The 23,799-nt window shown below is 55.7% G+C and carries 20 protein-coding genes and 3 pseudogenes; 16 read left to right on the top strand and 7 right to left on the bottom strand.

All coding sequences use genetic code 11. The features are described 5' to 3' along the window. The first annotated feature begins 25 nt into the window (after positions 1–25). The gene (locus tag LOY51_RS14920; RefSeq protein ID WP_186556062.1) at positions 26–316 is read left to right on the top strand and encodes a hypothetical protein; all 291 of its coding nucleotides are present in this window, start codon (positions 26–28) and stop codon (positions 314–316) included. Positions 317–463: 147 nt separating this feature from the next. On the opposite strand, the gene LOY51_RS14915 is transcribed toward LOY51_RS14920, so the two are convergent. From LOY51_RS14915 to LOY51_RS14905, 3 genes and pseudogenes are all read right to left on the bottom strand, one after another. Then, on the bottom strand, positions 464–1,192 hold the full coding sequence (locus LOY51_RS14915) for a TIGR03747 family integrating conjugative element membrane protein (RefSeq protein WP_258641795.1): 729 nt from the start codon (positions 1,190–1,192) through the stop codon (positions 464–466). 51 nt (positions 1,193–1,243) lie between these two features. Further along, positions 1,244–1,354, bottom strand: a pseudogene (locus LOY51_RS27360) (PilL N-terminal domain-containing protein); the annotation flags it as partial. Between the two features lie 58 nt (positions 1,355–1,412). Further along, positions 1,413–1,823, bottom strand: a pseudogene (locus tag LOY51_RS14905) (reverse transcriptase domain-containing protein); the annotation flags it as partial. Between the two features lie 474 nt (positions 1,824–2,297). On the opposite strand from LOY51_RS14905, the gene LOY51_RS14900 reads away from it, so the two are divergent. From LOY51_RS14900 to LOY51_RS14890, 3 genes are all read left to right on the top strand, one after another. Further along, a complete protein-coding gene (locus LOY51_RS14900; protein WP_258641794.1) occupies positions 2,298–3,974 on the top strand; it encodes a choline dehydrogenase in 1,677 nt (558 codons plus the stop codon). 19 nt (positions 3,975–3,993) lie between these two features. Further along, complete coding sequence (gene betB, locus LOY51_RS14895; protein ID WP_186556059.1) at positions 3,994–5,457, top strand: betaine-aldehyde dehydrogenase; 1,464 nt, start codon at positions 3,994–3,996, stop codon at positions 5,455–5,457. Between the two features lie 153 nt (positions 5,458–5,610). Then, positions 5,611–7,041, top strand: coding sequence for an APC family permease (locus LOY51_RS14890; protein ID WP_258641792.1), 1,431 nt, complete (start codon positions 5,611–5,613; stop codon positions 7,039–7,041). Positions 7,042–7,097: 56 nt separating this feature from the next. Here LOY51_RS14890 and LOY51_RS14885 read toward each other — a convergent pair whose 3' ends face one another. From LOY51_RS14885 to LOY51_RS14875, 3 genes are all read right to left on the bottom strand, one after another. Continuing rightward, the gene (locus tag LOY51_RS14885; protein ID WP_258641791.1) at positions 7,098–8,060 is read right to left on the bottom strand and encodes a helix-turn-helix domain-containing protein; all 963 of its coding nucleotides are present in this window, start codon (positions 8,058–8,060) and stop codon (positions 7,098–7,100) included. A 671-nt stretch (positions 8,061–8,731) separates the two neighbouring features. Then, positions 8,732–10,039 carry a histidinol dehydrogenase gene (gene hisD / locus LOY51_RS14880; protein WP_258641789.1) on the bottom strand — a complete coding sequence of 436 codons (1,308 nt, stop codon included), beginning with the start codon at positions 10,037–10,039 and terminating at the stop codon, positions 8,732–8,734. Positions 10,040–10,399: 360 nt separating this feature from the next. Further along, complete coding sequence (locus LOY51_RS14875) at positions 10,400–11,218, bottom strand: helix-turn-helix domain-containing protein (RefSeq protein WP_258641788.1); 819 nt, start codon at positions 11,216–11,218, stop codon at positions 10,400–10,402. 418 nt (positions 11,219–11,636) lie between these two features. On the opposite strand from LOY51_RS14875, the gene LOY51_RS14870 reads away from it, so the two are divergent. After that, entirely contained in the window at positions 11,637–11,996 is a 360-nt protein-coding gene (locus LOY51_RS14870) for a hypothetical protein (protein ID WP_258641787.1), read from the top strand. A gap of 35 nt (positions 11,997–12,031) precedes the next feature. Here the strand turns inward: LOY51_RS14870 and LOY51_RS14865 are convergent. Further along, positions 12,032–13,012: pseudogene (locus tag LOY51_RS14865) on the bottom strand (IS5 family transposase). A 328-nt stretch (positions 13,013–13,340) separates the two neighbouring features. Here LOY51_RS14865 and LOY51_RS14860 point away from each other — a divergent pair. The 11 genes from LOY51_RS14860 to LOY51_RS14810 all read left to right on the top strand — a co-directional run bounded on the left by LOY51_RS14860 (position 13,341) and on the right by LOY51_RS14810 (position 23,739). Then, a complete protein-coding gene (locus tag LOY51_RS14860; RefSeq protein WP_258641786.1) occupies positions 13,341–14,864 on the top strand; it encodes a CoA-acylating methylmalonate-semialdehyde dehydrogenase in 1,524 nt (507 codons plus the stop codon). A gap of 60 nt (positions 14,865–14,924) precedes the next feature. Beyond that, the gene (locus LOY51_RS14855) at positions 14,925–15,734 is read left to right on the top strand and encodes an NAD-dependent epimerase/dehydratase family protein (protein WP_104961257.1); all 810 of its coding nucleotides are present in this window, start codon (positions 14,925–14,927) and stop codon (positions 15,732–15,734) included. Beyond that, complete coding sequence (locus tag LOY51_RS14850; RefSeq protein WP_258641785.1) at positions 15,734–16,822, top strand: mandelate racemase/muconate lactonizing enzyme family protein; 1,089 nt, start codon at positions 15,734–15,736, stop codon at positions 16,820–16,822. The genes LOY51_RS14855 and LOY51_RS14850 overlap by 1 nt, the downstream gene beginning before the upstream one ends. Positions 16,823–16,850: 28 nt before the next feature. Then, positions 16,851–17,666 (top strand): HpcH/HpaI aldolase family protein, encoded by an 816-nt coding sequence (locus LOY51_RS14845; RefSeq protein ID WP_104961259.1) that lies wholly within the window; start codon positions 16,851–16,853, stop codon positions 17,664–17,666. Then, a complete protein-coding gene (locus LOY51_RS14840) occupies positions 17,666–18,442 on the top strand; it encodes an alpha/beta fold hydrolase (RefSeq protein ID WP_258641784.1) in 777 nt (258 codons plus the stop codon). Before LOY51_RS14845 ends, LOY51_RS14840 begins: the two co-directional genes overlap by 1 nt. 281 nt (positions 18,443–18,723) lie before the next feature. After that, a complete protein-coding gene (locus tag LOY51_RS14835) occupies positions 18,724–19,494 on the top strand; it encodes a lysine/arginine/ornithine ABC transporter substrate-binding protein (RefSeq protein ID WP_104961261.1) in 771 nt (256 codons plus the stop codon). 70 nt (positions 19,495–19,564) lie between these two features. Then, positions 19,565–20,275 (top strand): ABC transporter permease, encoded by a 711-nt coding sequence (locus LOY51_RS14830; protein ID WP_258641783.1) that lies wholly within the window; start codon positions 19,565–19,567, stop codon positions 20,273–20,275. Between the two features lie 2 nt (positions 20,276–20,277). After that, a complete protein-coding gene (locus tag LOY51_RS14825; RefSeq protein WP_104961262.1) occupies positions 20,278–20,961 on the top strand; it encodes an ABC transporter permease in 684 nt (227 codons plus the stop codon). A 67-nt stretch (positions 20,962–21,028) separates the two neighbouring features. Next, entirely contained in the window at positions 21,029–21,820 is a 792-nt protein-coding gene (locus LOY51_RS14820; RefSeq protein ID WP_309475577.1) for an amino acid ABC transporter ATP-binding protein, read from the top strand. Positions 21,821–21,853: 33 nt separating this feature from the next. Further along, positions 21,854–22,600: a GntR family transcriptional regulator gene (locus LOY51_RS14815; RefSeq protein ID WP_104961264.1), complete on the top strand. Its 747-nt coding sequence runs from the start codon at positions 21,854–21,856 to the stop codon at positions 22,598–22,600. A 59-nt stretch (positions 22,601–22,659) separates the two neighbouring features. Beyond that, positions 22,660–23,739, top strand: a complete 1,080-nt coding sequence (locus LOY51_RS14810) for a phosphotransferase (protein WP_158682552.1) — start codon at positions 22,660–22,662, stop codon at positions 23,737–23,739. The last annotated feature ends 60 nt before the right edge of the window (positions 23,740–23,799 follow it).

The raw sequence follows: 23,799 nt of genomic DNA, 5'->3' as shown, positions 1-23,799 counted from the left end.
GTCAGACCACTTTGAAGGCAATTAAATGAACAACAGCCAAGAATTCCAATTTATCAATGGGGCTCCCAAGCGGCTGCTCCTTATCATCGAGCCAACCTCCAGCGAGTTCTGGATTGAAAGCCGTGCCACCGTGAAAATCCTCCTTGAAGGTGCCAATGTGCCGGCCACCTTCGATGTGGAGTACCTGGCCGGCGGTATGGTGTTCTACGCTTCTGAGGGGAGTCGGGTGCGGGTTTTCAAGAATGGTTGCCAGCTTCCCCAAGGCAAGTGCTCTAGACGCATGGCATCGAGACTGACCCGCCAAGGACAACGATAGAGGCTGACGTAATCAGCTTGTTCATAGCAGGACTGCACTTTAGACCAGCCTACGGAGCGATGCTTAACCCGGCTTAACTAGTGAGAAGAGGAAAACGAAAAGGGGTATTCTTTACAGATCCAAAATGCTGCATTGACGACTATACACTCAAATATATTTTTTAAATGTGCTCGTTGTTATGGCAACTGTGCATCCCAACAAAATTGCGGAGGGAAGCAGTATCCAAACAGGATTGAAAGACGATGGAAAAGAGAGATAGATCATCGATGGGCTGATTATGAGGGGCAATAGGGCTCGCTTCGCTCGGTGGTAGACATAGCTGCTCTCGCGATCGGCGCTGAACTTGCGAAGGTCGCGGCGCATCAAGCCATCGACAGCGCCTGTGATTATGGCGAGCAGGAATAGTGGTGTGGCTAGGGTGAGGATGGTTAGACGCACGACCAAGGTGAAAATGGTGAACAGGGCGGCCAATAGGTAGTCCTGCAGCACGACATAGGCTTGAGCAAACTGACCCTGCACCGACACTTCCTGACTCAGGAGCCTCAGTTGAGTGTCAGAATGCGCCCAGCCAGAGCGGACCACGACCCATTCGTTCAGGTGCTGAAGGACTTTGGCGGTGGCTCGCGCGGGTTCCTTCACGAGCAGCGAATTTTTGAAGTGATCGCTGAGCCATCCCAGCTCAGTGAGCCACATGGCATGACTGTGATGCCAACCCTGTTCGGGCCAGAACCACAGCATGCCCACGAACTCCAGCACGACGGAGAACATCAGAGAAGCGAATAGCAGGCCCAGCAAGCTTAGGCACAGCTCGAACGTACCGAAGAGCAACCCCGGGCGCCTTGGTGTCGTTGGTAGGCTAGCGGGAGGAGTAGGCATAGATTCTCCACAGAATTCGGTTGCCGGAGGGGCTCTTATGGTGTGTGGTTACGACCCGGTGTCGGGACAGAGGGAGTAGCCCGAACGCTGGAGCACGTGGCGCAGTGCTTCCCCGACCGTCGCGTGCAGCGCGGGGGCGATCTGGACGTTGACTAACTGATAATCCCACGACACTGTCGTCCGCGTAGCGCACGACAATCACATCACCGCGAGCGTGGCGCTCGCGCCACTGCCTTGCCCATAAATCCAGCACGTAGTGAAGATAGATATTCGCCAGCAACGACGATATCACTGCGCCTTGGGGCGTACCCTTGGTCGCAGCCACCCTACGGCCATCCTCAATGACACCTGCTTTAAGCCACTTGCAGATATGCCCGAGCAAGCGCCGGTCTGCAATCCGGTACCCTAGAAACATCAGCATCCACTCATGATCGATCTCATCAAAGAACGACGTGATATCCGCATCAAGTATCCAGTTCACCTTTTGGCTGTTCAGCGCGACCGTTAACGCATCCAGCGCATCGTGCTGACTGCGGCCCGGTCGAAACCCATACGAGAACCCAAGAAAGTCTTCCTCATAGATCGCATTCAGAACGGTAACAACCGCCTGCTGTACGATCTTGTCCTCCAAAGAAGCAATACCCAACGGGCGTTGCCTGCCATCGGCTTTGGGAATGTAAAGCCGGAGCCCCTGACGGGTTCTACGGCTAGCGAAAGGTGGATGGTGGTGGAGTTCTGAAGTGCTACCGAACAGCGTATAGACACCTTAATTACTGCAACAGGTTGGCATCAGAAGGGCCATGGCATCGTCCTCAAAGCCGAATCATACGGTGCTTTGGTAGCTGCTCTGTCCCGGCTCCTGACGGCCCTGCGCGCACTCAGGATTCGGTCGATCTCCTTGGCGAGGCCATGTGTATGGACGCTGAAACTGCAAGCGTTCGCAAACGCAAAGCGCTCTCAATCCGCTCCTTGAGTGCGGACGTGCGGTGCTTTGCTTGCTAAAAATGGATAGTGACCACCTCTCTCGAAAATCATACTGATGCTACCGGCAAAGTGACTCAAGCGGTCGCTTATAGCGCTTCAGTAATTTCGTAGAGTGATAATTGTGAACGCAGAGCTTAATAAAAAAACTAGTCAGTATGATTACGTAATAGTTGGTTCAGGATCGGCAGGGGCGGTTGTTTCCTACCGACTAGCGGCTGCAGGTCATAAAGTGTTGGTTCTGGAGGCTGGTGGAAGTGACTGGGGGCCAATTCTCCAGATGCCTTCAGCCCTTCAAGTCTCGATGAGCATTAAGCGATATAACTGGGATTATTCTAGTGTTCCGCAAAAAAATCTTAAAAATCGTGTGCTTTTCTGTCCGCGCGGTAAGGTAATAGGTGGGTCTTCTTCAATTAATGGTATGGTCTATGTGCGTGGGCATGCGCGCGACTTTGACAGTTGGGAAGTGTTAGGCGCCCAAGGTTGGTCTTATAAAAATGTCCTTCCCTATTTCATGAGAATGGAAAAATCTCATGCCGGGGAAGAAGGATGGAGGGGTACAGATGGGCCAATGCATGTAACGAGAGGTACGCTGGAAAACCCTTTGTACAAAGCCTTCATCGATGCAGGAGTGGAAGCTGGATACAATCGAACCCAAGACTATAACGGTTCATGTGGTGAAGGTTTCGGCGCTATGGAGCGCACAGTTTATAATGGTCGTCGTTGGTCTACAGCTAGCGCGTATCTGCGACCAGCTCTTGAGACAGGAAACGTTACCTTAATTAAGCACGCGTTGGTAAATAAAGTTATTATCTCGGAAAAAACTGCTCGAGGTGTCGCTTACTCTAAGGGGGGCGATAGTTTCGAAGTTTTTGCGAATAAAGAAGTTATTCTCTGTGCAGGGTCGATCAATACACCGAAATTACTTGAGCTTTCCGGTGTTGGCAGAGCTGATGTATTGCTAAGAAACGGAATCGATCTAGTGCACGAATTGCCTGGCGTCGGAGAAAACATGCAGGATCATCCTGAGGTGATCATGCAATGGCATTGTAAAAAGCCAATCACTCTCAATAAACACAACAATGTTCTATCAAAGGCATTCATTGGCGCTCAATGGCTGCTCACCAAGGAAGGTCTAGGTGCTACGAATCATTTCGAAGCCTGTGCGTTTATTCGAGATAGAGCGGGTATTGAGTATCCTAATTTAGAGTTTCACTTCATGCCGGCTGCCATACAGTATGATGGTACTGCCATTGAGCAGAAACATGGTTTCCAAATTATGGTTGCTTCTGCTCGGCCTCTTTCCAGAGGATCAACTCACATTCAGTCGAGTGATCCCGATGTATCACCAAGCATTGATTATAATTTCTACGATCACCCAGATGATATTGTAGAAATTCGCAATGGTATTAGGCTCGCTAGGGAAGTGATTGGGATGCCGGCTATGAATCAATTTGCTGGAGAAGAGCTTTTGCCGGGAGCCGGTTATGAAACTGACGAGCAGATCGATCAGTTCATCCTCGAGCATACTGGTAGTGCGTATCACCCTTGTGGAACCTGTGTTATGGGCGATCCGGCTAATCCGATGACCGTGGTTGATCCTGAATGCAGGGTAGTAGGGCTAATGAATCTACGTGTCATAGACTCTTCCATTATTCCGCTTGTTCCAATGGGAAATATTAACGCTCCTTCTATCATGATAGGAGAAAAAGGCGCGGATCATGTGTTGGGCATTGCGCCTATCGCCCCGGCAACCCGGCAACCAATATTTGTCGAAAATTGGCAGTCGAAACAACGTTGATACAACAAGAGTGAATTATATGAAAACTGTGCTGAATTACATTAATGGTGCTCAGGTTGAAGGGGGCGGGAAGCTCTTTGATAAATTCTATCCGGCTAGCGGGGAGTTATTGCTCAAGGTTAGTTTCGCAGCAGAGCAGGATTGCGATAACGCTATTGCTGCGGCTAGCGAGGGTTTTAAAAAGTGGGCAGTTACTCCCCCGGGGCAGAGGGCGGCAGTGCTGCGTAAAGCGGCCCAGTTGATGCGTGAGCGATTAGACGTTCTTGCTGAAGTTGAAGTGCTTGATACTGGTAAACCGTTGCGTGAAGCAAGGGCCGATGACGTAGTATCGGCTATCGATTGCTTGGAGTACATGAGCGCGCAAGCGGCAACAGTACATGCCCAGCAGTATGATCTGGGGGCAAATATGGCTTACACGCGACACGAACCGCTTGGTGTATGCGTAGGTATTGGTGCGTGGAACTATCCAATCCAGCTCATAGCTTGGAAGGCGGCGCCGTGCCTGGCAGCAGGAAACTCAATGGTATTTAAGCCATCTGAGATGACGCCTTCTAATGCAGTCTTGTTCGCTGAGATACTGAGCGAAGCTGGTCTACCGCCAGGTGTATTCAATGTCGTACAAGGTGATGGTCAGGTTGGTCGATACCTGGCTGAGCATCCGCAAGTGGCTAAAGTTTCATTCACCGGGTCAGTCGCTAGCGGTCTAAAGGTAGCTGCTAGCACCGCCCAAATGATGAAGAAAACTACTCTAGAGCTTGGTGGGAAGTCACCGCTAATCATTTTTGCTGACGCTGAGATTGATGTTGCAGTGGAGGCGGCCCTGTGTTCAAACTTTTCATCACAAGGTGAAAACTGCTGTAATGGAACACGAGTGTTCGTCCAAGCTTCGATTTATGATGAGTTTTGCGAGAAGGTGGCTAAGGCTACAAAAGCGCTCAAGGTTGGCAATCCTATGGATTTGGAAACCGAGATCGGTTCGCTCATTTCTCCTCAGCATAGGGATTCGGTGTGTTCGTACATTGAGAGTGGTGTTCAGCAGGGCGCAACTTTACTTGTAGGTGGTGGTGTATACGTTGTTGAGGGGCTGGAGGGTGGTAGCTTTGTATTCCCAACAGTGTTCTGTGACTGCACTGACGAGATGGATATCGTCCGAGAGGAAATTTTCGGCCCTGTTATGTCGATCTTGAAATTTGAAACCGAGGAAGAGGTGCTTGCCCGTGCTAATGACACTCTTTTCGGATTGGCTGCTGGGGTATTCACCCAGGATATTAGTCGCGCATTACGTATGACGAAGAACCTTGAGGCCGGTGTTTGCTGGACAAATACGTACAATGTCGTGCCTGCTGAACTCCCTTTCGGTGGGTATAAAAATTCCGGATTAGGAAGGGAGAATGGTGCTTACGCTCTTAAAGAGTATACTCAAGTAAAGAGTGTCTACATTCAAGTGGAGCGGCCATCCTTTCCGTTCAAGTGTGTAAAGTAATAGATTTGCATAACAAAGTGTTTCCTTAAAGCTGCCAGTGCTAAAAAGTTTAAAATAATAACGTTATCTAACAGCTCTATATCCGATACATGCGTTCAGGACTGTTATCTAGCTGACGTAGTGCTTCGGTTGCAGGGTTAAAGGTGAAATATAATGGAAACTCAAAACAAGATGGCCGGTTTGCAAGGCAGCCTTGGTGTGATGGGCGTTGTATTGATGGTGCTAGCCCAAGCAGCTCCCTTGACGGTAATGGCTGGTACTGGGCCACTGATGATCGGGTTGGGTAACGGTATCGGTGTTCCGATGACTTCGGTGGTGGTTGGTTGTGCTTTGCTTCTGTTTGCATTTGGATTTGTGGCTATGTCCAAATATATTGAAGGGTCAGGCGCATTCTACGCTTATATTCTCAAGGGAATGGGGCCAGTTACAGGAATTGGCGGCGCAGCCGTTGCTGTGGTTTCATATACATTGGTATTGCTCGCACTTGAAGTGTTCTTATCTATTCTTGTAAAGGATGCAGTCGAGCGCTGGGTGGATGTGAATTTACACTGGAGTATATACACCAGTGCTATCATCCTAGTTATCGGTGTCCTTGGTTACAGAAATATTGAGGCGAGCGCCAAGGTTTTAGGTGTGGCACTGGTGGCGGAGATCGCTATCATAATTGTTGCGGATATTGTTGTTTTTTGGCAACACGGCTTAGCAGGCCTGGATCCCACTCCTCTACTACCCTCCAGCTTCATGTCTGGTAATCCTGGTATTGGCATCCTCTTCACCGTGCTGTGCTTTGTAGGTTTTGAGGCAACAGTCGTTTACCGAGAAGAGGTCAAAGATCCGAATCGGACGATACCTCTGGCTACCTACTACTCTATCATTATCATTGTCGTGCTTTACTGTGTGTCGTTTTATCTTACTATCATTGGTGTTGGTGTTGATGATGTAGTAAAGCAGGCGCTAAGTAATACAGAATATATGTATATTGATTTTGTAGGTCATTATATGGGGAAGGTTGCCCAAGATATAGCTAATATCCTGGTGATTACCAGCTTGTTCTCCGCTGCACTGGCAAATCACAATGTGATAGCTCGGTATAAATATGTTTTGGGCCGTTCATCTGTTATTAATCCAAGATTCTCTGACGTACACCATGTTCATGGGTCTCCACATCGAGCTTCGTTTACACAAACTCTAACGGCTTTGGCATTGGTTGTCGGTTCGGTTGTATTCAACCTCGACCCTATCAAAGAGGTATATACTTGGGGGTCTGCGGCAGGTACCCTGGGTTACATGCTCATCATTACCCTAACTGCTCTTTCAGTCATTCTGTTCTTCAGGAAGGATTCACGCGCAGTTCCGGTGTGGAACTCCAAAATTGCACCGTACCTCTCTTTGATCTGCCTTGTTGGTTTCCTGCACCTAGCTCTTGTGAATATTTCCGCCCTGACAGGAAGTCAAGGTTGGAATTTTGTAAATATTTCGATAGTTGCGGTGGTGGTAGGCACATTTGTGATTGGGGCAACACGCGGTTTGTATCTCAAATGTTTATCGCCGTTGCGGCTGGTTCAGGTGTGTGAGCGGGTTTGAATCTGTGTATTAAACTGGCTAAGAGGTTGTTAGGCTGGACTGGTTGCCAGCCTAACTTACCTATGTTTAGGTTTAGTATAAAGATTTTCGAGTTTTGCCTTTAGTGTTTGCGAAGGTAGTTCACCAAATAGCTTTTTGTATTCTCTGGAAAAATGGCTGAGGTGTAGAAAGCCCCAGTTAGTAGCAGCCGTAGTTACCGATTCTCCTGATGACATGTTTTTCAGGACTTGATTTAACCGGATTGCTCTCATGAACTCGGCGGCTTTCATACCTACCGTTTGATGAGTTGCGTTTTGAAGCGTTCCACGTGAAATGTGTAATTCATCAATCAGTTGCGATATAGAACGGATCTCATAAGGCTGGGAAATGATTATCGAGTAAGCCCTTTTTATGATTTCCCAGTAATGATTAACGATGTAGCTTTCGATGTGGGATTTAGTTGAGTTCGTTTGTTTGCGCCATTCATATAGCGAGTCGGTGAATACGTCTATCAAGTTGACTGATGTGGAGGCAGAGTGTGTGTTCGCATCGCTGGACAGATAGAATGAATTTTCGAGTCTTTTCAAGTTTGGTTCGCAGATTGTTGCCAACACTCTCGGTGACGATTCAAGATTTAAAAGCAAATCATTTGTTAAGTGTTTTTCGAGTTCTGATCCCTTACGGATGCTGATCATCAGTGCCTTCATGTTCTCCGCGCTTTTGAATTCGTATCCGCACCGTCCTGATATCAGTACCACGTCCCCTTGGCTTACTGATCTTCCGCAAGTTACCATCTGCTCATCACATTTGAGTGCAACGACGAGGCCGATTGAGTTGTCTGGTATACAGCCCTTCTGGTACGTGGCCTTATTCATTTGCTCAAAGTAAAAATCTGCCTGATCTAACGATAGGTCGATTCCGACACCCTTGAATACGCCACGAGAAATCTGCGCATATTGCTGCTGCCACTGCGATATAACTTGTGCCTGGGAGTGTACATCTCTAGAAAAACGTACTTTATGGTTCTCATCAAGGCCCATCGCTTTCCTCCTGTTTACCATGCTGGGTTGATTGTGCCTAATTTCCAGCAATTTTTATGCCAGCGCCATCCTCCCAGTACGTCTTTGAGCAACTTGGTATCGATTGTCAAATATTTAATGGGAAATCCGATATTCTGACAATTCCGTTATGTGGAAATGGAATAAAAATTTAAAGCCTGATTCTGCCGTGTCGAAGCGCTGAGCACATTGTCTCCACGAATTCTAGCGGTAGGGTCAACATAGCATGTTGCGATGTTTAGGTGATACTAAATGTAACGGCGCTGTTCAAGATCCAGGTCCATTAATTTTCGATAATATCTAGTTATATTATGCTGTTTCTGGTGCTTGTCGTGAGACTTAATTTTGTTAGATGCCCATGGCCCGGTTCGCTGAAAAGGCTTTCCAGTAACGCAAGATGTAGTCCGAGGAGTGGTTTCATAGGCTACTATGCTAAGGGCAGAAAATGTTTGATGTGATTGGCGTAGCTGTATGTGAGAACTGATCAGGTATGGTGCAGTAGTTTTACGGGCATTGCGCCGGAGAGCAGAGGTTGTCTATATTTCTCAAATGACATAAAAATGTGGGGTTGTAGTCTGGGTGGGAATATTTATGAGGGGTTAAATTAAACACCCCGGCAGGGAGCGAAGAGACACTTCGCTCCCTTTATGTGTTTACAAAGCAGGCGCCCCGAAAGCTACATCCTTTTTCCCATATCTACGGACTCGGATGTTGGCTTGCTCAGCGTGACCGACAAACCCTTCCATGAGGCACAGGCGAGAGCAGTATTCACCGATGAGGGCTGATGCTTCATCAGTGAGGACGCGCTGGTAAGTACAAGTTTTGATGTATTTACCAACCCATAGGCCGCCTGTGTAGCGAGCTGCTTTGTTAGTTGGCAGCGTGTGGTTGGTGCCAATTACCTTGTCGCCATAGGAGACGTTAGTGCGAGCACCCACAAACAGAGCGCCGTAATTCCGCAAGTTCTTAACAAAATAGTCGTCATCTCGAGTCATAATCTGAACGTGCTCAGAGGCGTACTCGTCCGAAAACTTGACCATCTCCTCATAGGACTCACAGAGAATGATTTCACCAAAGTTCTCCCAAGCCTCCCCGGCGATGGCAGAAGTTGGCAGTAACTCCAGAAGGCGTGCGATTTCCTTCAGCGTGTCTTCCGCCAACTCGCGGGAAGTCGTCAGCATGACGGCAGGAGAATCTTTACCGTGTTCTGCCTGGCCGAGCAAGTCAGTGGCACAAAGCTCGCCGTCCACGCTGTCATCAGTGATCAGCAGAGTCTCGGTGGGGCCGGCGAAGAGGTCGATGCCCACTCGACCGAAAAGCTGACGCTTGGCTTCAGCCACATAGGCATTACCTGGGCCGACGATGATATCCACCGGATCGATGCTCTGGGTGCCGATAGCCATCGCACCCACGGCCTGGATCCCTCCGAGGCAGTAAATCGAGTCTGCGCCTGCAAGGTATTGAGCTGCCACAATGTAAGGGGCGGGCTTGCCTTGGAAGGGAGGGGCTGCCGTGGTGATGTTTTGGACGCCCGCCGACTTAGCCGTGACGATGGACATGTGGGCCGAAGCCAGCAATGGGTATTTGCCGCCTGGAACATAGCAGCCGGCAGCGCTTACTGGGATGTGCTTATGACCTAGGATAACACCTGGAATGGTTTCGATTTCGCAATCCAGCATAGAGGCACGTTGAGCATCAGCGAAGCGACGTACCTGAGCTTGAGCAAACAGAATGTCATCACGCTCACGATCAGTCAGTTTATTCATGCACTCTTGGATTTCCGCAGGTGTCAGGCGGTAGTCAGTGCGATCCCAACCATCGAATTGAGTCGATAGCTCGCGGACGGCGGCATCACCGCGCTTCTCGATGTCCAGGAGAATACGGGAAACGTCCGATTTTACTTTCTCGTTCGAGGCTACTTGCTGCTCCGTAGGGTTCGCTTTTTTGATCCACTCAGCCATCTCATCACCTTTATTGTAAGTATCAGAACTCTAGCGTCTCGCCATGCTCCGACGCGTAGTTCTGAAATAAATAGTTTCAGGCAAAACGCCTTGTTTGTTTACATTGGTTGACCAAACCAAATGTGAGTCAATCGCTTCCGCTAGTTCGTGCGGATGCGGAGATCGACGCTCCCGGCAGAGCGGCTAAGCCTAACGACCAGAAGGCTTAATGCCCTGCCTAGTAAAGAAATTAATCGTTTATCTGAGTCGCCACAATTTCTCATAAGGACGAAAAGTGACGCACTGTGACGCAGGCTGGATTTGGAATGGGGAGGCTGGCAGCTGCGAGGTGATGATGAGCCTTAAGAAGAATTTTCTACGTCATATACGGGCAGAATCGATGAAGGAGTTATCACTGTCTAGGTAAGTAATGATTTCCTTGGGGATGGAAGGATCTGTGGGGGAAAGCACTGTTGCTCGCTTTATATGGGTTTTGCGTATTAAGCCTTTGCCCACAAATGCCATTGCGACCTTGGCTGCTACCGGTTGCCGCATCATTGAAGCGGCTATCCCGCTGGTGACTCCGAAGATAAATCTTTTTGAGTTGCGGTTCACAGACGCCAGGTTGCTGAATGTCAGTTCATTGCGCTGAATCGTCTCAAAGTCTATTGCGAAAATTCGGCCTGCAACAGGGAAGCACAATCCATGATATTTAAAGTGGTAATCGTTTTTACCTGTGCCATCGGCGCTAGGAAATCGCTCAACATAGTAATGCCTTAGGGATCCCTCCGCTTCGTAAATACAGAAAATCGATCGAACGATCTGGCCGGTGTAAATTGACGAGTAGTGATAGCGTTCATAGACTCCAATTATACTGCTAGGTAAGGGGGTTGCGCTGGCAGTGATTTCGTCGATGAAGTTGATCATCTTGGGCGCTTGGATCAGACTTCGAAATAGATGAAAGTGGCTGCCGTCAATTATGGATCTAAAGTCACTAGGAGATGAAAAAAGAACTTCGGTTGATAAGCCAAAATGATTGGCAATAGCCCTAAGGTTGCTCTTGGAAGGCTCGTGAGTGCCAGCAAGATATTTGTTGAACTGTTGCCGGTTGAGACCAACTTTCCTGCAGAATTCTGTTACAGATCCCGACTTTTCGCACAGTGTTCGTAGGTTGGCGGATAGGTAATCAGATGAAGCCATGGACAAGACCTCCAGATAGAATTTCCATACAGGTGCGTAATCAAAAAGCCAAGCAACATTTCTACATGTTACCGCGTCAGATCGAAAAGGGTAGGGGTGATCAGACGTATTATTCTGCGACGCCGAATAGTAATCCTCAGAGAGCAGGTATCGTTAAGCCCCCTGACTGGTATTCATTTTCGCACATCCTAGCCATGGCTCCTTCGCGTTCAACGTGGCTCCAGTGAGCCTCTATGCATTGGCAGGAGGCGTAGATTATCGGGGTGGCTCCATTCTGTCACTCGTTCCCATTCAGATCTCCCAACCGCAAGCTCCGCTTGCCCTGGCGGTGAGATGCGGTCTACGACATCAGTTGAATTCAACTGCTCGAAGTTATCAACCGGAGCGGTGTCGTGGCTATAGATCAGCAGCGGGCTAAATGACATCGCTTCTGATACTGGAGCAGCTTACGGACACAACGGGCGCATCCATCTGGGTCAGAGACGGGCCAGTTCAGGGTCACGACTTGCTCACCGAAAGGCAACTCGACGGACACGGCACCGTAAGTTGGTTGTTTGGCTTTCGCCTTGGTCGGTATTGGGGCTTGCAAAGCTGCAGCAGACTGTTTGAGGAAAAGTGGCATCAATTTGTGAATGACTTCGGCGTTGATGTCATTGCTGGCACCTATGGATGGTCTGAAGTAGCCATGTATTTCTGGCTGACTTCAGCCCCCGCCGGTTTTGAAAGCGACGAATCGATCAAAAACGATCAGGTCACCCGCTCATTTCTGTGTTTTTAGCCGCCACGAGCACCTCGCGGCAGCCATATCCCGCATTACAGGCGCACCTCTCTCGTATTGCTCAGTAAGTGTCGGCGTGCCATCCACAGGTTCGACAGCGCAAACAGTGTCACCAGTTGCACGGTGTTCTTCGCTAGACCACGGAAGCGCGTCTTCACATAACCGAACTGCCGTTTGATCACCCGGAACGGGTGCTCGACCTTGGCGCGCACTTGGGCTTTGGCCTTCTCGATCTTGCGCTTGGCTTTGTACAAAGGGCTGCGCTTACCCAGCTTCTTGTATGTACTGCGGCGGGCGGCGATCTACCAGGTGACCTCTCGGCCTTCATGTTCAGGGCGTTTCTCGACGCCGGTGTAACCCGCGTCGGCGCCGACCATGTTTTCCTCGCCGTGCAGCAGTTTGTCGACTTGGGTGATATCCGCCACATTGGCCGCCGTGCCCACCACGCTGTGCACCAGACCCGACTCATCATCGACACCGATGTGCGCCTTCATGCCGAAGTAGTACTGGTTACCCTTCTTGGTCTGGTGCATTTCTGGGTCGCGTTTGCCGTCCTTGTTCTTGGTCGAACTCGGCGCATTGATCAGCGTGGCATCGACGATGGTGCCTTGGCGCAACGACAGGCCTCGATCACCCAGATAGCCATTTATCACGACCAGGATGCCAGCAGCCAGTTCGTGTTTCTCCAGCAGACGACGGAAGTTGAGGATCGTGGTTTCGTCGGGAATGCGCTCCAGCCTCAGTCCGGCGAACTGGCGCAGGGTGGTGGTCTCGTACAGCGCTTCCTCCATCGCTGGATCGCTGTAGCCAAACCAGTTCTGCATCAGATGTACGCGCAGCATCGCCATCAACGGGTAGGCCGGACGGCCACCATCACCTTTCGGGTAATGTGGCTCGATCAGGGCAATCAAACCCTGCCACGGCACCACCTGATTCGTCTCGATCAGGAACAACTCTTTGCGGGTCTGCTTACGCTTGCCGGCGTACTCGGCATCGGCGAAGGTCATTTGCTTCATCGGAAAACTCGGGGGTAGAGTCCGGACATTTTGCCAAAATCAGGAAGTCTTCTTCAGGATTTCCCTAGCTGGGGGGCGTTTTGCTGTGCCTGAAGCCTTCAGGCAAGGGCTGTCATGGCTGCTGCTTCGTCTTAGGGGCCGATCACCGTCGCAATTTCTCAGCGGGACGGTGGTTCATGGAGGTTTGTAGCGATAAGTCTTGTAAGAAATATACTGATATATTAGTGTTCTGCTTCGATTGGTTTTCTTGTAAGGCAAGCGCTGCCGTACCTCGGCATTGAGTCGTGCTCCATCAATGGGGCCTAAACCACAACTAATAGGTGAGTACATGAGCAGCAGTTCTACCCAGCACGAGACGTCCGGCCTTATCGGGCATTTCATCGATGGTGAGGTCGTTTCGTTCGAAGGCGAGCGCCAGGCCGATGTGTTCAACCCGGCGCTCGGCCAGGTCCAGGCGCAGGTCGCGCTGGCCTCGGCGATGACTGTCAACGAAGCTGTGGCTGCGGCCCGGGCGGCGTTCCCGGCCTGGTCGGAGCTGTCGCCGCTGCGTCGCTCGCGCATCCTGTTCCGTTTCAAGGAACTGCTCGACCAGCACCATGAGGAACTGGCCCGGCTGATTACCGCCGAACACGGCAAGGTGCTCTCCGACGCCATGGGCGAAGTGACCCGCGGCATCGAGATCGTCGAGTTTGCCTGCGGCGCGCCTTATCTGCTGAAAACCGCGTTCACCGACAATATCGGTGGCGGTATCGACAACTGGAACCTGCGCCAGGCCCTGGGCGTGTGCGCCGGCATCACGCCATTCAACTTCCCGGTGATGGTGCCACTGTGGATGATCCCGATGGCCCTGGCTACCGGTAATACCTTCGTCCTCAAGCCTTCCGAGCGCGATCCGTCGGCCAGTCTGCTGATGGCCCGCCTGCTCAAGGAAGCCGGCCTGCCGGAGGGCGTGTTCAACGTGGTCCAGGGCGACAAGGTGGCGGTCGACGCACTGCTCCAGCATGACGACGTCGAGGCGATTTCCTTCGTAGGTTCGACGCCGATCGCCGAGTACATCCACCGCGAGGCGACCTCTCGTGGCAAGCGGGTACAAGCCCTGGGCGGGGCGAAGAACCATATGATTGTCATGCCGGATGCCGACCTCGACCAGGCCGCGGACGCGCTGATCGGCGCGGCCTACGGCTCGGCCGGCGAGCGCTGCATGGCGATCTCCATCGCCGTAGCGGTAGGCGATGTTGCCGATGAGTTGATCGCCCGGCTGCTGCCGCGTATCGATGCCCTGCGGGTGCGCAACGGTGTCGACCCGCAGGCCGATATGGGCCCGTTGGTCACGGCACTGCACAAGGGCAAGGTGGAGGGCTATATCGACAGCGGGGTCACGGAAGGGGCGAAGTTGATCGTCGATGGTCGCGGCCTGCAGGTGCCGGGGGCGGAGCAGGGCTTCTTCGTCGGTGCGACCCTGTTCGACCAGGTCACCCCGGAAATGACTATCTACAAGGAAGAAATCTTCGGCCCGGTGCTGGGTATCGTCCGGGTGCCGGACTTCGCCAGTGCGGTGAAGCTGATCAACGCCCACGAGTTCGGCAACGGCGTGTCCTGCTTCACCCGCGACGGCGGCGTGGCCCGGGCCTTTGCCCGCAGCATCCAGGTCGGCATGGTCGGTATCAACGTGCCGATCCCGGTGCCCATGGCCTGGCATTCCTTCGGCGGCTGGAAGCGCTCGCTGTTCGGTGAACACCACGCCTACGGCGAAGAAGCACTGCGCTTCTACACCCGCTACAAGAGCGTCATGCAGCGCTGGCCAGACAGCATCGCCAAGGGCCCCGAGTTCAGCATGCCCACCGCCAAGTGATGACCCGGCACGCCGGCGGCTGTCGGCGTGCCTTCCAACAACAAGACAGCGAGCACTGCCATGAGCAAACCCAAGCTGCTGATTACCGGCGCAGCGGGCCGGGTCGGGACCCTGTTGCGTCCGATCCTGCTCGACGACTACGACCTGCGCCTGTGCGACCTGAATCCCATCGAGGGCCTACGCGACGGCGAGCAGGCCGTAGTCGGTGACCTGGCCGATCCGGCCATCGCCAATGCCGCCGTGCGCGGCACCGTAGGGGTAATCCACCTGGCCGCCGCAGTGGCGCCGGACATCGCCTTTGCCGCGACCCTGGCGCCCAATTACGTCGCCGTTCTCAACCTGTTGGAGGCCTGCCGCGAGTTCGCTGTGGGGCGCTTCATCTTTGCCAGCAGCCATCACGCGGTGGGGCTGCACCCGGTCAGGAACGAGCCCTGGACCGCCAGCGCCTCGATCGCCCCCGACGGTTTCTACGGCCTGAGCAAGGCTTTCGGCGAGGCGGCCTGCGCCCTGTACGCTCACCGCTTTGGTATCGAATGCCTGGCCATCCGCATCGGGAATGCCGACCCGCAGGTGGTGGACGGTCGCCGCGAACGCCTGTGGGTCAGCGCCGCCGACCTGGTACAGATGATTCGCCTCGGCCTGGAAGGCCAAGGCGAGCCGTTCCGGGTGGTCTACGGCATTTCCAACTGCCCGCAGCCGCTGCTGAAGAACGATGAAGCCTTCGAGCGCCGCTATCGCCCGGTAGACCACTCGCCGCGCAACCACAGCGCCACGTTCCGCCCGTTCACCTACCTGACCGAGGAGGAGGGCGCCGGTTTTGTCGGCGGCTTCTTCGCCAAGAGTTCGCTCCCTGATCCGAGGAAAAACTGATGAAGATCGTCAAGGCTGAAGTCTCCATCGTCGAGATTCCCTTCCATCTGCGTGGTACCGGGGTCGGGATCATGCCCACCGCCTGGAAGAGCCTGGAGTTCGCCCTGATCCGTCTCGAGGACGAACTGGGTAATGTCGGCTGGGGCGAAGGGTTCGGCTACTTCACCGTGGATGCCACCAAGGCGATCATCGACCGCCTGATCCTGCCCAGCCTGATCGGCAGCACCATCGACGACATCCCGGCGTGGAACCGGCAGATGCAGCGCTCGATCCACATGTTCGGGCGCTACGGCATCACCATCTTCGCCATCGGCGGGGTGGATATCGCCCTCTGGGACCTGGCCGCCAAGCGCGCCGGCAAACCGCTCTACCAACTGCTCGGCGAGGGCCGCCGAGAGCAGATCCCGTTCTACGCCAGCATGGTGCGCTACGGCACCGAGGAACTGGCGACCATGACCTGTCGAGAGGTGATCGCCGCCGGGTTCAACAGTATCAAACTGCACGAGATCGACCTCGACATCATCGAGGCCTGCCGCCGTGTCGCCGGGCCGGACAAGAATATTTGCGTCGACGTGAACTGCGCCTGGTCGGTGGAGTTCGTCGAGCGCAACCGGGAGCGTCTCGAAGCCCTCAACCTGACCTGGGTGGAGGAGCCGGTGTACCCGCCGGAGGACTTCGCCGCACTGTCCAGCCTGCGTGGTTCGCTGCCGATCGCCGCCGGGGAGAACTGGACCACTTCGTTCCAGTTCGCCCAGGCCTTCCGGGCGGGCGCGGTGGATATCGTGCAACCCAGCGTGACCAAGGTCGGCGGCATTTCCGAATTCCTTGCCATCATCGAGCAGGCGGGCAAGGCCGGCAGCCAGTTGATGCCCCACTCGCCGTATTTCGGCCCGGGCTTCTTCGCCAGCCTGCACCTGGCGGCGGCCAACGCCTCGGTCCAGGCCTTGGAATACAACTTCGTGCAACCCGACGCCTGGCTGGCGGATGTGGAAGGGCTGCGCAGCGGCGACCTGATCAAGGTGCCGCAGGTGCCGGGCCTGGGTTTCGAGCCCGACTGCGACGTGATGAACAAGTACCGCCGGGGCTGAGCTCGCGGCGCAACGAGAGGTACGGACTATGCAGCCCAACAAGATCAAGGCGCTCTGGCGCGACGGTCAGCCGGTGGTCAACGGTTTCCTGTCAATTCCCTGTGCGTTCGTCAGTGAACTGATGGCCGAGCAGGGCTATGACGCACTGACTATCGACCTGCAGCACGGTGTGGTGGACTATCAGACTGCCGTTGGCATGCTCCAGGCTTTGCGCGCCAGTGGCGTGACACCAATGGTGCGGGTGCCCTGGCTGGAGCCGGCGAGCATCATGAAAGCCCTGGATGCCGGGGCCTACGGAGTGGTTTGCCCGATGATCAACACGGCGGAACAGGCGGCGCGGCTGGTCTCCTACATGCGCTACCCGCCGGCCGGGGTGCGCAGTTTCGGGCCGACCCGGGCGAGCATTTCCGCCGGCGCCGACTATGGCCGCGAAGCCAATGACAACATGCTCTGCTTCGCCATGATCGAGACCCGCGAGGCGTTGGACAACCTCGCCGAAATCGCTGCGACCCCGGGCCTGGACGGGCTGTACATCGGCCCGGCGGACCTGACCATCGGCCTGACCGGCATGCGTTATCCCACCGGCTTCGACCGCGAGGAGCCGGAAATCCTCGAGGCCATCCAGCATATTCTCTCCACCGCCAATGCCCATGGCATCAAGGCTGCGCTGCATTGTGGTTCGCCGGCCTATGCGTTGCGGGCGCTGCAGTGGGGCTTCGATATGGTCACCCTGGCCAATGACGTGCGCATGTTGACCAACGCAGCCGGGGCTGCCCTGAAACAGGTGCGCAGCGGACTTGGCGATCTGGCCGGAACGGGACAGCAGGTCGGGAGCCAGTACTGATGAGCCTGCTGGAGACCGTGCACCAGTTCGGCCACGGGCCGCACAAGGTGATCGTGGTGCACGGCTGGATGGCCGGTGCTGCGCTGTTCGATCCGTTGCACGGCTGGCTTGACCCTGAGCGCTTCACCTATGCCTTCATGGATTGTCGCGGCTATGGCGCGCGGCGCGAGGCGCCAGGGCCATTCACCGTGGAGCAGATCGCCCGGGATATGCTGGACCTGGCCGACCTGCTGGACTGGTCGCACTTCAGCGTGGTCGGCCATTCCATGGCTGGCATGGCAGCGCAATGGCTGCAGGCCCATGCTGCCGAGCGTCTGGTGTCGGTGGTGCTGCTGGCCTCGGTACCCGCTAGTGGCGCGACGCTTTCCCCGGAGCGCAGGGCCTTGCTGGGCGAAGCTTTGCACGAGCCGCTGGCGCGTCAGTTGCTGATCTCGGCCAACGTCGGGCATTGCCAGGACGAGGAATGGCTGCGCGGCATGCTGCAACTGAGCCTGCGCACTACCTGGGTGGAAGCGATGAGCCGGTACCTTGAGTCCTGGAGCGGTGATGATTTCGCCGAGGCAGTGAAGGGGGTGAGGGTGCCCACGCTGGTACTGGTGGGCGAACGCGACCCGGGCTGCACCGTGGCCTCGATGAACGACACGCTGATGCGCTGGTTGCCGACGGCCCGGCTGGAGATTCTGCCGGCAGTCGGTCACTATCCGATGCGTGAGGCGCCTGCGGAGCTGGCGCGTGTCATCGAGACCTGGCTGTTGGCTCGCGCAGAAAGGTGCTGAAGGACGGAGCGGACACTGTGGGCTGGTTTATCCGCGATTACGAGAGAGGGCTCACTACCGCTATCGCTGGTAAACCCGCTCCCACAAGGTCCGCGTAAATCAAAGCGTCATGTCTTGTTCCAGGAACGTGTTCAGAGGGCCCTGTCACGGCATAAAACCGCTGTTCCCCATTCCAAAAAAGAAACCTGATACACCCTTGATAAGCTGCCAAATCCTGTTATCGTCATTCGCATACCAATATATTGGTATGCAGGAATACCGGAATTCGAGGAAAACCAACAATGAACAGCTCGAAATACCTCGCCTGTGTGGCTCTAGCATTGAGCACCCTGTTTGGTGCGGGTGCGCACGCTGAGCAGAAATCACTGCGCATCGCTACCGAGGGCACTTATCCTCCTTTCAGTTACCTGGAAAACGGTCAGTTGAGCGGTTTCGATGTCGACATCGCCAAGGCGCTCTGCGAACGGATCCAGGCGCGCTGCGAAATCGTTTCCCAAGGCTGGGATGGCATGATTCCAGGACTGATGTCCGGCAAGTACGACGCTGTCGTCGCGTCCATGGCCATTACCGAGGAGCGCAAGCAGAAAATCGATTTCACCGACAAGTACTACGCGACGCCGGCGCGCTTTATCGCCGAGAAAAATGCCGGTATCACCGACACCTCGGTAGCCGGCATGGCCGGCAAGGTCATCGGCGTGCAAGGCTCCACCACCCAGGGCAGCTACCTTGAGGACTTCTACAAGGACTCTGAGATCAAAGTCTACAAGACCGTGGACGACGCGGCGATGGACCTCTCCAACGGCCGCCTGGATGCGGTGTTTTCCGACTCGGCGATTCTCTACCCCTGGCTGCAGACCAGCATCGGCGCATGCTGCGATTTCGTCGGGCAGGAAGTGCGCGATGACAAGTACTTCGGTGTCGGCAAGGGCATCGGCGTACGCAAGGAAGATCAGGCCTTGCGGGTAGAGCTGGACACGGCGATCAAGTCGCTGTTGGCCGATGGCACCTACCAGCGCATCAACCAAAAGTATTTCCCCTTCGCTATCTATTAAGAACGCGGTGCTACCGCGCCTCTCAACCTGTTGATAGCCCCATGCGCTGCGCATGGGGATGGGCCTGATCATGAGTGAATACCTGCAACTCCTTTCTTTTTCACCCGAGGGCTGGGGCTCTGCATTGCTCTCCGGCGCTGCGCTCACCCTGCAGTTGGCCCTGGCGACCTTGCCCCTTGGCCTCGCGCTGGGCCTGACCCTGGCGTTGTGCATGGACAGCAAGCGTCGCGCCGTGAGCCGCTCGGCTACGGTGTTCGTCACCGTGTTCCGCGGCCTGCCGGAGCTGCTGACGATCTTCATCATCTATTACGGCGTCCAGTTGCTGGTCAAGGAGGCTTCCGAGGCTATGGGCTTCAAGGCCTTCCAGGTCAACGGCTTCTTCGCCGGCATGCTGGCGCTGGGTCTGGTCTTCGGTGCCTTCTCCAGCGAAGTCTTTCTGACCGCCATCAAGGCCATCGCCAAGGGCCAGCGCGAGGCGGCCTTTGCCCTGGGGCTGTCACGGGTCGACATGTTTCGCTTCGTCACTGCACCGCAGCTGTGGCGCATCGCCTTGCCTGGCCTTGGCAACCTCTGGCTGGTGTTGCTCAAGGAGACATCGCTGCTCTCGGTGATCGCCCTGACCGACCTGATGCGCCAGACCTACCTGGCCGTCAGCAACACCAAGGAACCGTTCTTCTTCTACGCCGTGGCCTGCAGCATCTACCTGCTGTTTTCCATCGTGTCCGGCCAGGTGCTGCACCTGATGGAGAAGCGCGCCAACCGATTCTACGTGCGGAGTTGAGCATGGAACTGGAACTGCTTTCGACCTACGGCCCGAGGATGCTCGCCGGCCTGGGCATGACCCTGAAGATCGTCCTGCTGTCGGTGGCGCTTGGTGCGGTCTTGTCGTTGCCGCTGGCGGCGGCGCGGATGAGCCGCATCGGCTGGTTGCGTCGCCTGGCGTTCTGCTACACCTATCTGTTTCGCGGCACGCCGCTGTTGGCACAGACCTTCCTGGTCTACTACGGCGCCGGCCAGTTGCGTCCCGAGTTGCAGGAACTGGGCGTGTGGTGGTTCTTCCGCGATGCCTACTGGTGCACCGTGCTGACCTTCACCCTCAACACCGCCGCCTACCAGGCCGAGATCTGGCGTGGTGCCGTGCAGGCGGTGCCCCGTGGACAATGGGAAGTCGCCCATGCGCTGGGACTGTCGCGGCTCTCCGGCATCAAGGACGTGATCGTACCGCAGGCCTTCGTCGTGGCCCTGCGTCCGCTGAGCAACGAGCTGATCCTGATGCTCAAGTCGTCGGCCATCGCCAGTGTCATCGCTGTACCTGAACTGATGGGCACGACCAGCCTGGCGTTCTCGCGCTCTTTCGACTTCCAGGTCTACCTCTGGGCGGCCGTGCTCTACCTGAGCCTGGTGGAAACTATCCGCCGGCTGTGTGGTTGGATCAGCGCCCGCATTACCCGACACATCATTCATTGAGGGCCGCGCGATGATGCGATCACTCCCTATCGACAATAACCCCAACAACCAAGCGGAGGCGCGAAGCATGGGCGCAGAACAACAGGTCGAGGCGGGCAGCACGCTCGCGAAGAAAGCGGCGACCGGGCAACCCGTGGTGGTGATGCGCGACCTGAAAAAGTGGTACGCCGACTTCGCCGTGCTCAACGGCATCGACCTGGAGGTGCGCAAGGGCGAGCGTATCGTCGTGTGCGGCCCGTCCGGCAGTGGCAAGTCGACCCTCATTCGCTGCATCAATGGCCTGGAGGAATACCAGGAGGGCAAGCTGATCGTGAATGGCACCGAGATCGGTACCAATGGCAGCGGCGTGGACACCGTGCGCAAGGAGACCGGCATGGTGTTCCAGGGCTTCCACCTGTTTCCCCATCTCACCGCGCTGGAAAACTGCATGCTGGCACCCATGCGGGTGCTGAAGAAGACCAAGGCCCAGGCTATGGAGCAGGCTCAAGCCCTGTTGGAGCGCGTAGGCATGGCGGCCAAGGCCGGGCATTACCCCAGCCAGCTGTCCGGTGGCCAGCAGCAGCGGGTGGCGATCGGCCGGGCGCTGTGCATGAACCCGCAGATCATGTTGCTGGATGAACCCACCTCGGCACTCGACCCGGAAATGGTCAAGGAAGTGCTGGACGTGGTGCTGGGGCTGGCGGAGAGCGGTATCACGCTGCTCTGCGTAACCCATGAGATGGGCTTCGCCCGTCAGGCAGCAGATCGGGTGATCTTCATGGACCGCGGGCAGATCGTCGAACAGGCGGCGCCGGACGAGTTCTTCCAGGCACCGAAGAGTGAGCGGGCGCGGCAGTTCCTCAGCCAGATCCTGCACTGATCGAGCGCAACGGCGTGCGGAGCGGGGCAGGGTATGCGAGGCATCTTTCATCAGGACATGATCGACCAGGGCAAGCCGAAGGCGGCCCAGGTCTATCACCTGCTGCGCGCGGCCATCATCGGCTTGCAGTACACGCCTGGCGACGTGCTCGGCGAAAAGGACATCTGTGAAGCATTGGGTGTGTCGCGCACACCGGTTCGCGAAGCGATCCTGCGTCTGGTTGGCGAGCAGATGCTGGTGGTGCGACCCAATGCGGGGACCTATGTCAGCGCGATCCGGCTGCGGGATGTGCTGGAAGGCCAACTGGTGCGTGAAACCCTGGAGGCTCGCTGCGTGCGACTGGCAGCGAGGTTCTTCAAGCCCCGCTACGAGGATGAATTCGAGACCCTGTTCCTGCGCAAGCAGAAGGCCTACGAGCGGATGGAGTGCAACGAGTTCTATGCCTTGGACGAGGCCTTCCATCGGCTGATCTGCGAGTGTGCCGGCTATGCGCACCTGTGGCAGGTGATGCAGGGCGCCATGGGGCCGCTGGACCGGGTCAGGCGCCTGGCGTTTCCGGTACAGGAGCATTTCGACGAGGTGATCGATGAACATCGCCAGCTGTATCAGGCGATACGCGCTCATGACGAGGAAAGCGCCGAGCGGCTGATGACCCTGCATGTCAACAGTATCTTCGAGTCGCTGGAACATCTGGTGAAGGATCAACGCGGGCTGTTCATCGAAGGCCTGGCCCAGGAGGGCACACAGGGACTGCAGCAACTCAGCAATCGCGTGCGTTGAGGCGCTTGTTTTTTTCGAGCAACTAATATATTAGTATTTCAAGAATGAGGATTTCCTCCATGAGCAATGAGCACAAGCCGGGCGACAGCCATGCCAGCCTGACCACCGAAGCGGGGGAGATCGGCAGCGAGCAGGCCAGACAGATCGCTGCCAGGTACTTCGGGGTCGAGGCCAGCGCGGTAAAACGGCTTATCAGCGAGCGTGACCACAACTTCCACCTGCAAGGCACCGACGGTGCCTATGTGCTGAAGATCGCCCACCCGGCGGAAGACCGGATGCTGGCCAATTTCCAGAGCGCGGCGCTACTGCATGTTGAGCAACGTGATCCCGGCCTGCATGTGCAGCGGGTGATTCGTGCGCTGGATGGCAGGAGCGAACTGGCGCTGGAGTTCGAGGGGCAGACCCGCATCGTGCGCATGGTCAGCTACCTGGAGGGCACCTTGCTGCGCCACGCTCCGGTGTCGCTGGAGCAGCAGTTCAACCTGGGGGTGGAGCTGGCTCGTCTGGGTGTGGCCCTGCGCGACTTCGAGCATCCGTCGGCTGATCACATGCTGCTCTGGGATATCCAGCACGCGGAACGCCTGCGGCCGATGTTCGACGTGTTCGAGCCGGTCCATCGGGCCTGGGTCGAAGAGGCGCTGGAGCGCTACGTGAGTCATGCCAAGCCGGTGCTGGCAGGCTTGCGTCGGCAGGTGGTGCACAACGACTTGAACTCCGACAACGCACTGGTCGATCCGCAGGACCCATCACGGGTGGCCGCACTCCTCGATTTCGGTGACATGGTCCGCACCGCGCTGGTCAACGATGTTGTGGTGGCGGTGGCCTATGCGCTGGGTGATGGCGAGCAACTGCTCGAAGCGCCGCGGGCCTTCATCGAGGGCTACCAGTCGGTCACGCCGCTCAGTGATGACGAACTGGCGATCTTCCATGACTTGCTGATGGTGCGCATGGCCCTGCGCCTGACCCTGACCGAATGGCGTGCCAGCCGTTTCCCGGAAAACCGCGACTACATCCTGCGCAACACCCCGCGTACCTGGACCCAGTTCGAGCAACTGCGGACCATGCCACGCCAACGAGTCGAGCAAATGCTGTTCGGCGAACGCGGGCTCGCCGCCAGCGCGATCGAATGGCGCGCCTGAAGCACCGCGCTTCGCATTACCCGGAATCCAGGCCGTCACGGCCCTATAACAAGTGTTTTT

It is taken from the genome of Pseudomonas sichuanensis (assembly GCF_024749065.1).
GTDB lineage: Bacteria > Pseudomonadota > Gammaproteobacteria > Pseudomonadales > Pseudomonadaceae > Aquipseudomonas > Aquipseudomonas sichuanensis.
This window is presented reverse-complemented; position numbering and strand designations above follow the sequence as displayed.

Excerpts from the sequence above, each read along its gene's own strand:
- LOY51_RS14825 (WP_104961262.1), top strand. The coding sequence starts at position 20,278 with ATGGAACTGGAACTGCTTTCGACCTACGGCCCGAGGATGCTCGCCGGC.
- LOY51_RS14870 (WP_258641787.1), top strand. The coding sequence starts at position 11,637 with ATGACATCGCTTCTGATACTGGAGCAGCTTACGGACACAACGGGCGCA.
- LOY51_RS14835 (WP_104961261.1), top strand. The coding sequence starts at position 18,724 with ATGAACAGCTCGAAATACCTCGCCTGTGTGGCTCTAGCATTGAGCACC.
- LOY51_RS14820 (WP_309475577.1), top strand. The coding sequence starts at position 21,029 with ATGGGCGCAGAACAACAGGTCGAGGCGGGCAGCACGCTCGCGAAGAAA.
- LOY51_RS14840 (WP_258641784.1), top strand. The coding sequence starts at position 17,666 with ATGAGCCTGCTGGAGACCGTGCACCAGTTCGGCCACGGGCCGCACAAG.
- betB (WP_186556059.1), top strand. The coding sequence starts at position 3,994 with ATGAAAACTGTGCTGAATTACATTAATGGTGCTCAGGTTGAAGGGGGC.
- LOY51_RS14855 (WP_104961257.1), top strand. The coding sequence starts at position 14,925 with ATGAGCAAACCCAAGCTGCTGATTACCGGCGCAGCGGGCCGGGTCGGG.
- LOY51_RS14915 (WP_258641795.1), bottom strand. The coding sequence starts at position 1,192 with ATGCCTACTCCTCCCGCTAGCCTACCAACGACACCAAGGCGCCCGGGG.
- LOY51_RS14845 (WP_104961259.1), top strand. The coding sequence starts at position 16,851 with ATGCAGCCCAACAAGATCAAGGCGCTCTGGCGCGACGGTCAGCCGGTG.
- LOY51_RS14885 (WP_258641791.1), bottom strand. The coding sequence starts at position 8,060 with ATGGGCCTTGATGAGAACCATAAAGTACGTTTTTCTAGAGATGTACAC.
- LOY51_RS14810 (WP_158682552.1), top strand. The coding sequence starts at position 22,660 with ATGAGCAATGAGCACAAGCCGGGCGACAGCCATGCCAGCCTGACCACC.
- LOY51_RS14875 (WP_258641788.1), bottom strand. The coding sequence starts at position 11,218 with ATGGCTTCATCTGATTACCTATCCGCCAACCTACGAACACTGTGCGAA.
- LOY51_RS14815 (WP_104961264.1), top strand. The coding sequence starts at position 21,854 with ATGCGAGGCATCTTTCATCAGGACATGATCGACCAGGGCAAGCCGAAG.
- LOY51_RS14920 (WP_186556062.1), top strand. The coding sequence starts at position 26 with ATGAACAACAGCCAAGAATTCCAATTTATCAATGGGGCTCCCAAGCGG.
- hisD (WP_258641789.1), bottom strand. The coding sequence starts at position 10,039 with ATGGCTGAGTGGATCAAAAAAGCGAACCCTACGGAGCAGCAAGTAGCC.
- LOY51_RS14830 (WP_258641783.1), top strand. The coding sequence starts at position 19,565 with ATGAGTGAATACCTGCAACTCCTTTCTTTTTCACCCGAGGGCTGGGGC.
- LOY51_RS14850 (WP_258641785.1), top strand. The coding sequence starts at position 15,734 with ATGAAGATCGTCAAGGCTGAAGTCTCCATCGTCGAGATTCCCTTCCAT.
- LOY51_RS14890 (WP_258641792.1), top strand. The coding sequence starts at position 5,611 with ATGGAAACTCAAAACAAGATGGCCGGTTTGCAAGGCAGCCTTGGTGTG.
- LOY51_RS14860 (WP_258641786.1), top strand. The coding sequence starts at position 13,341 with ATGAGCAGCAGTTCTACCCAGCACGAGACGTCCGGCCTTATCGGGCAT.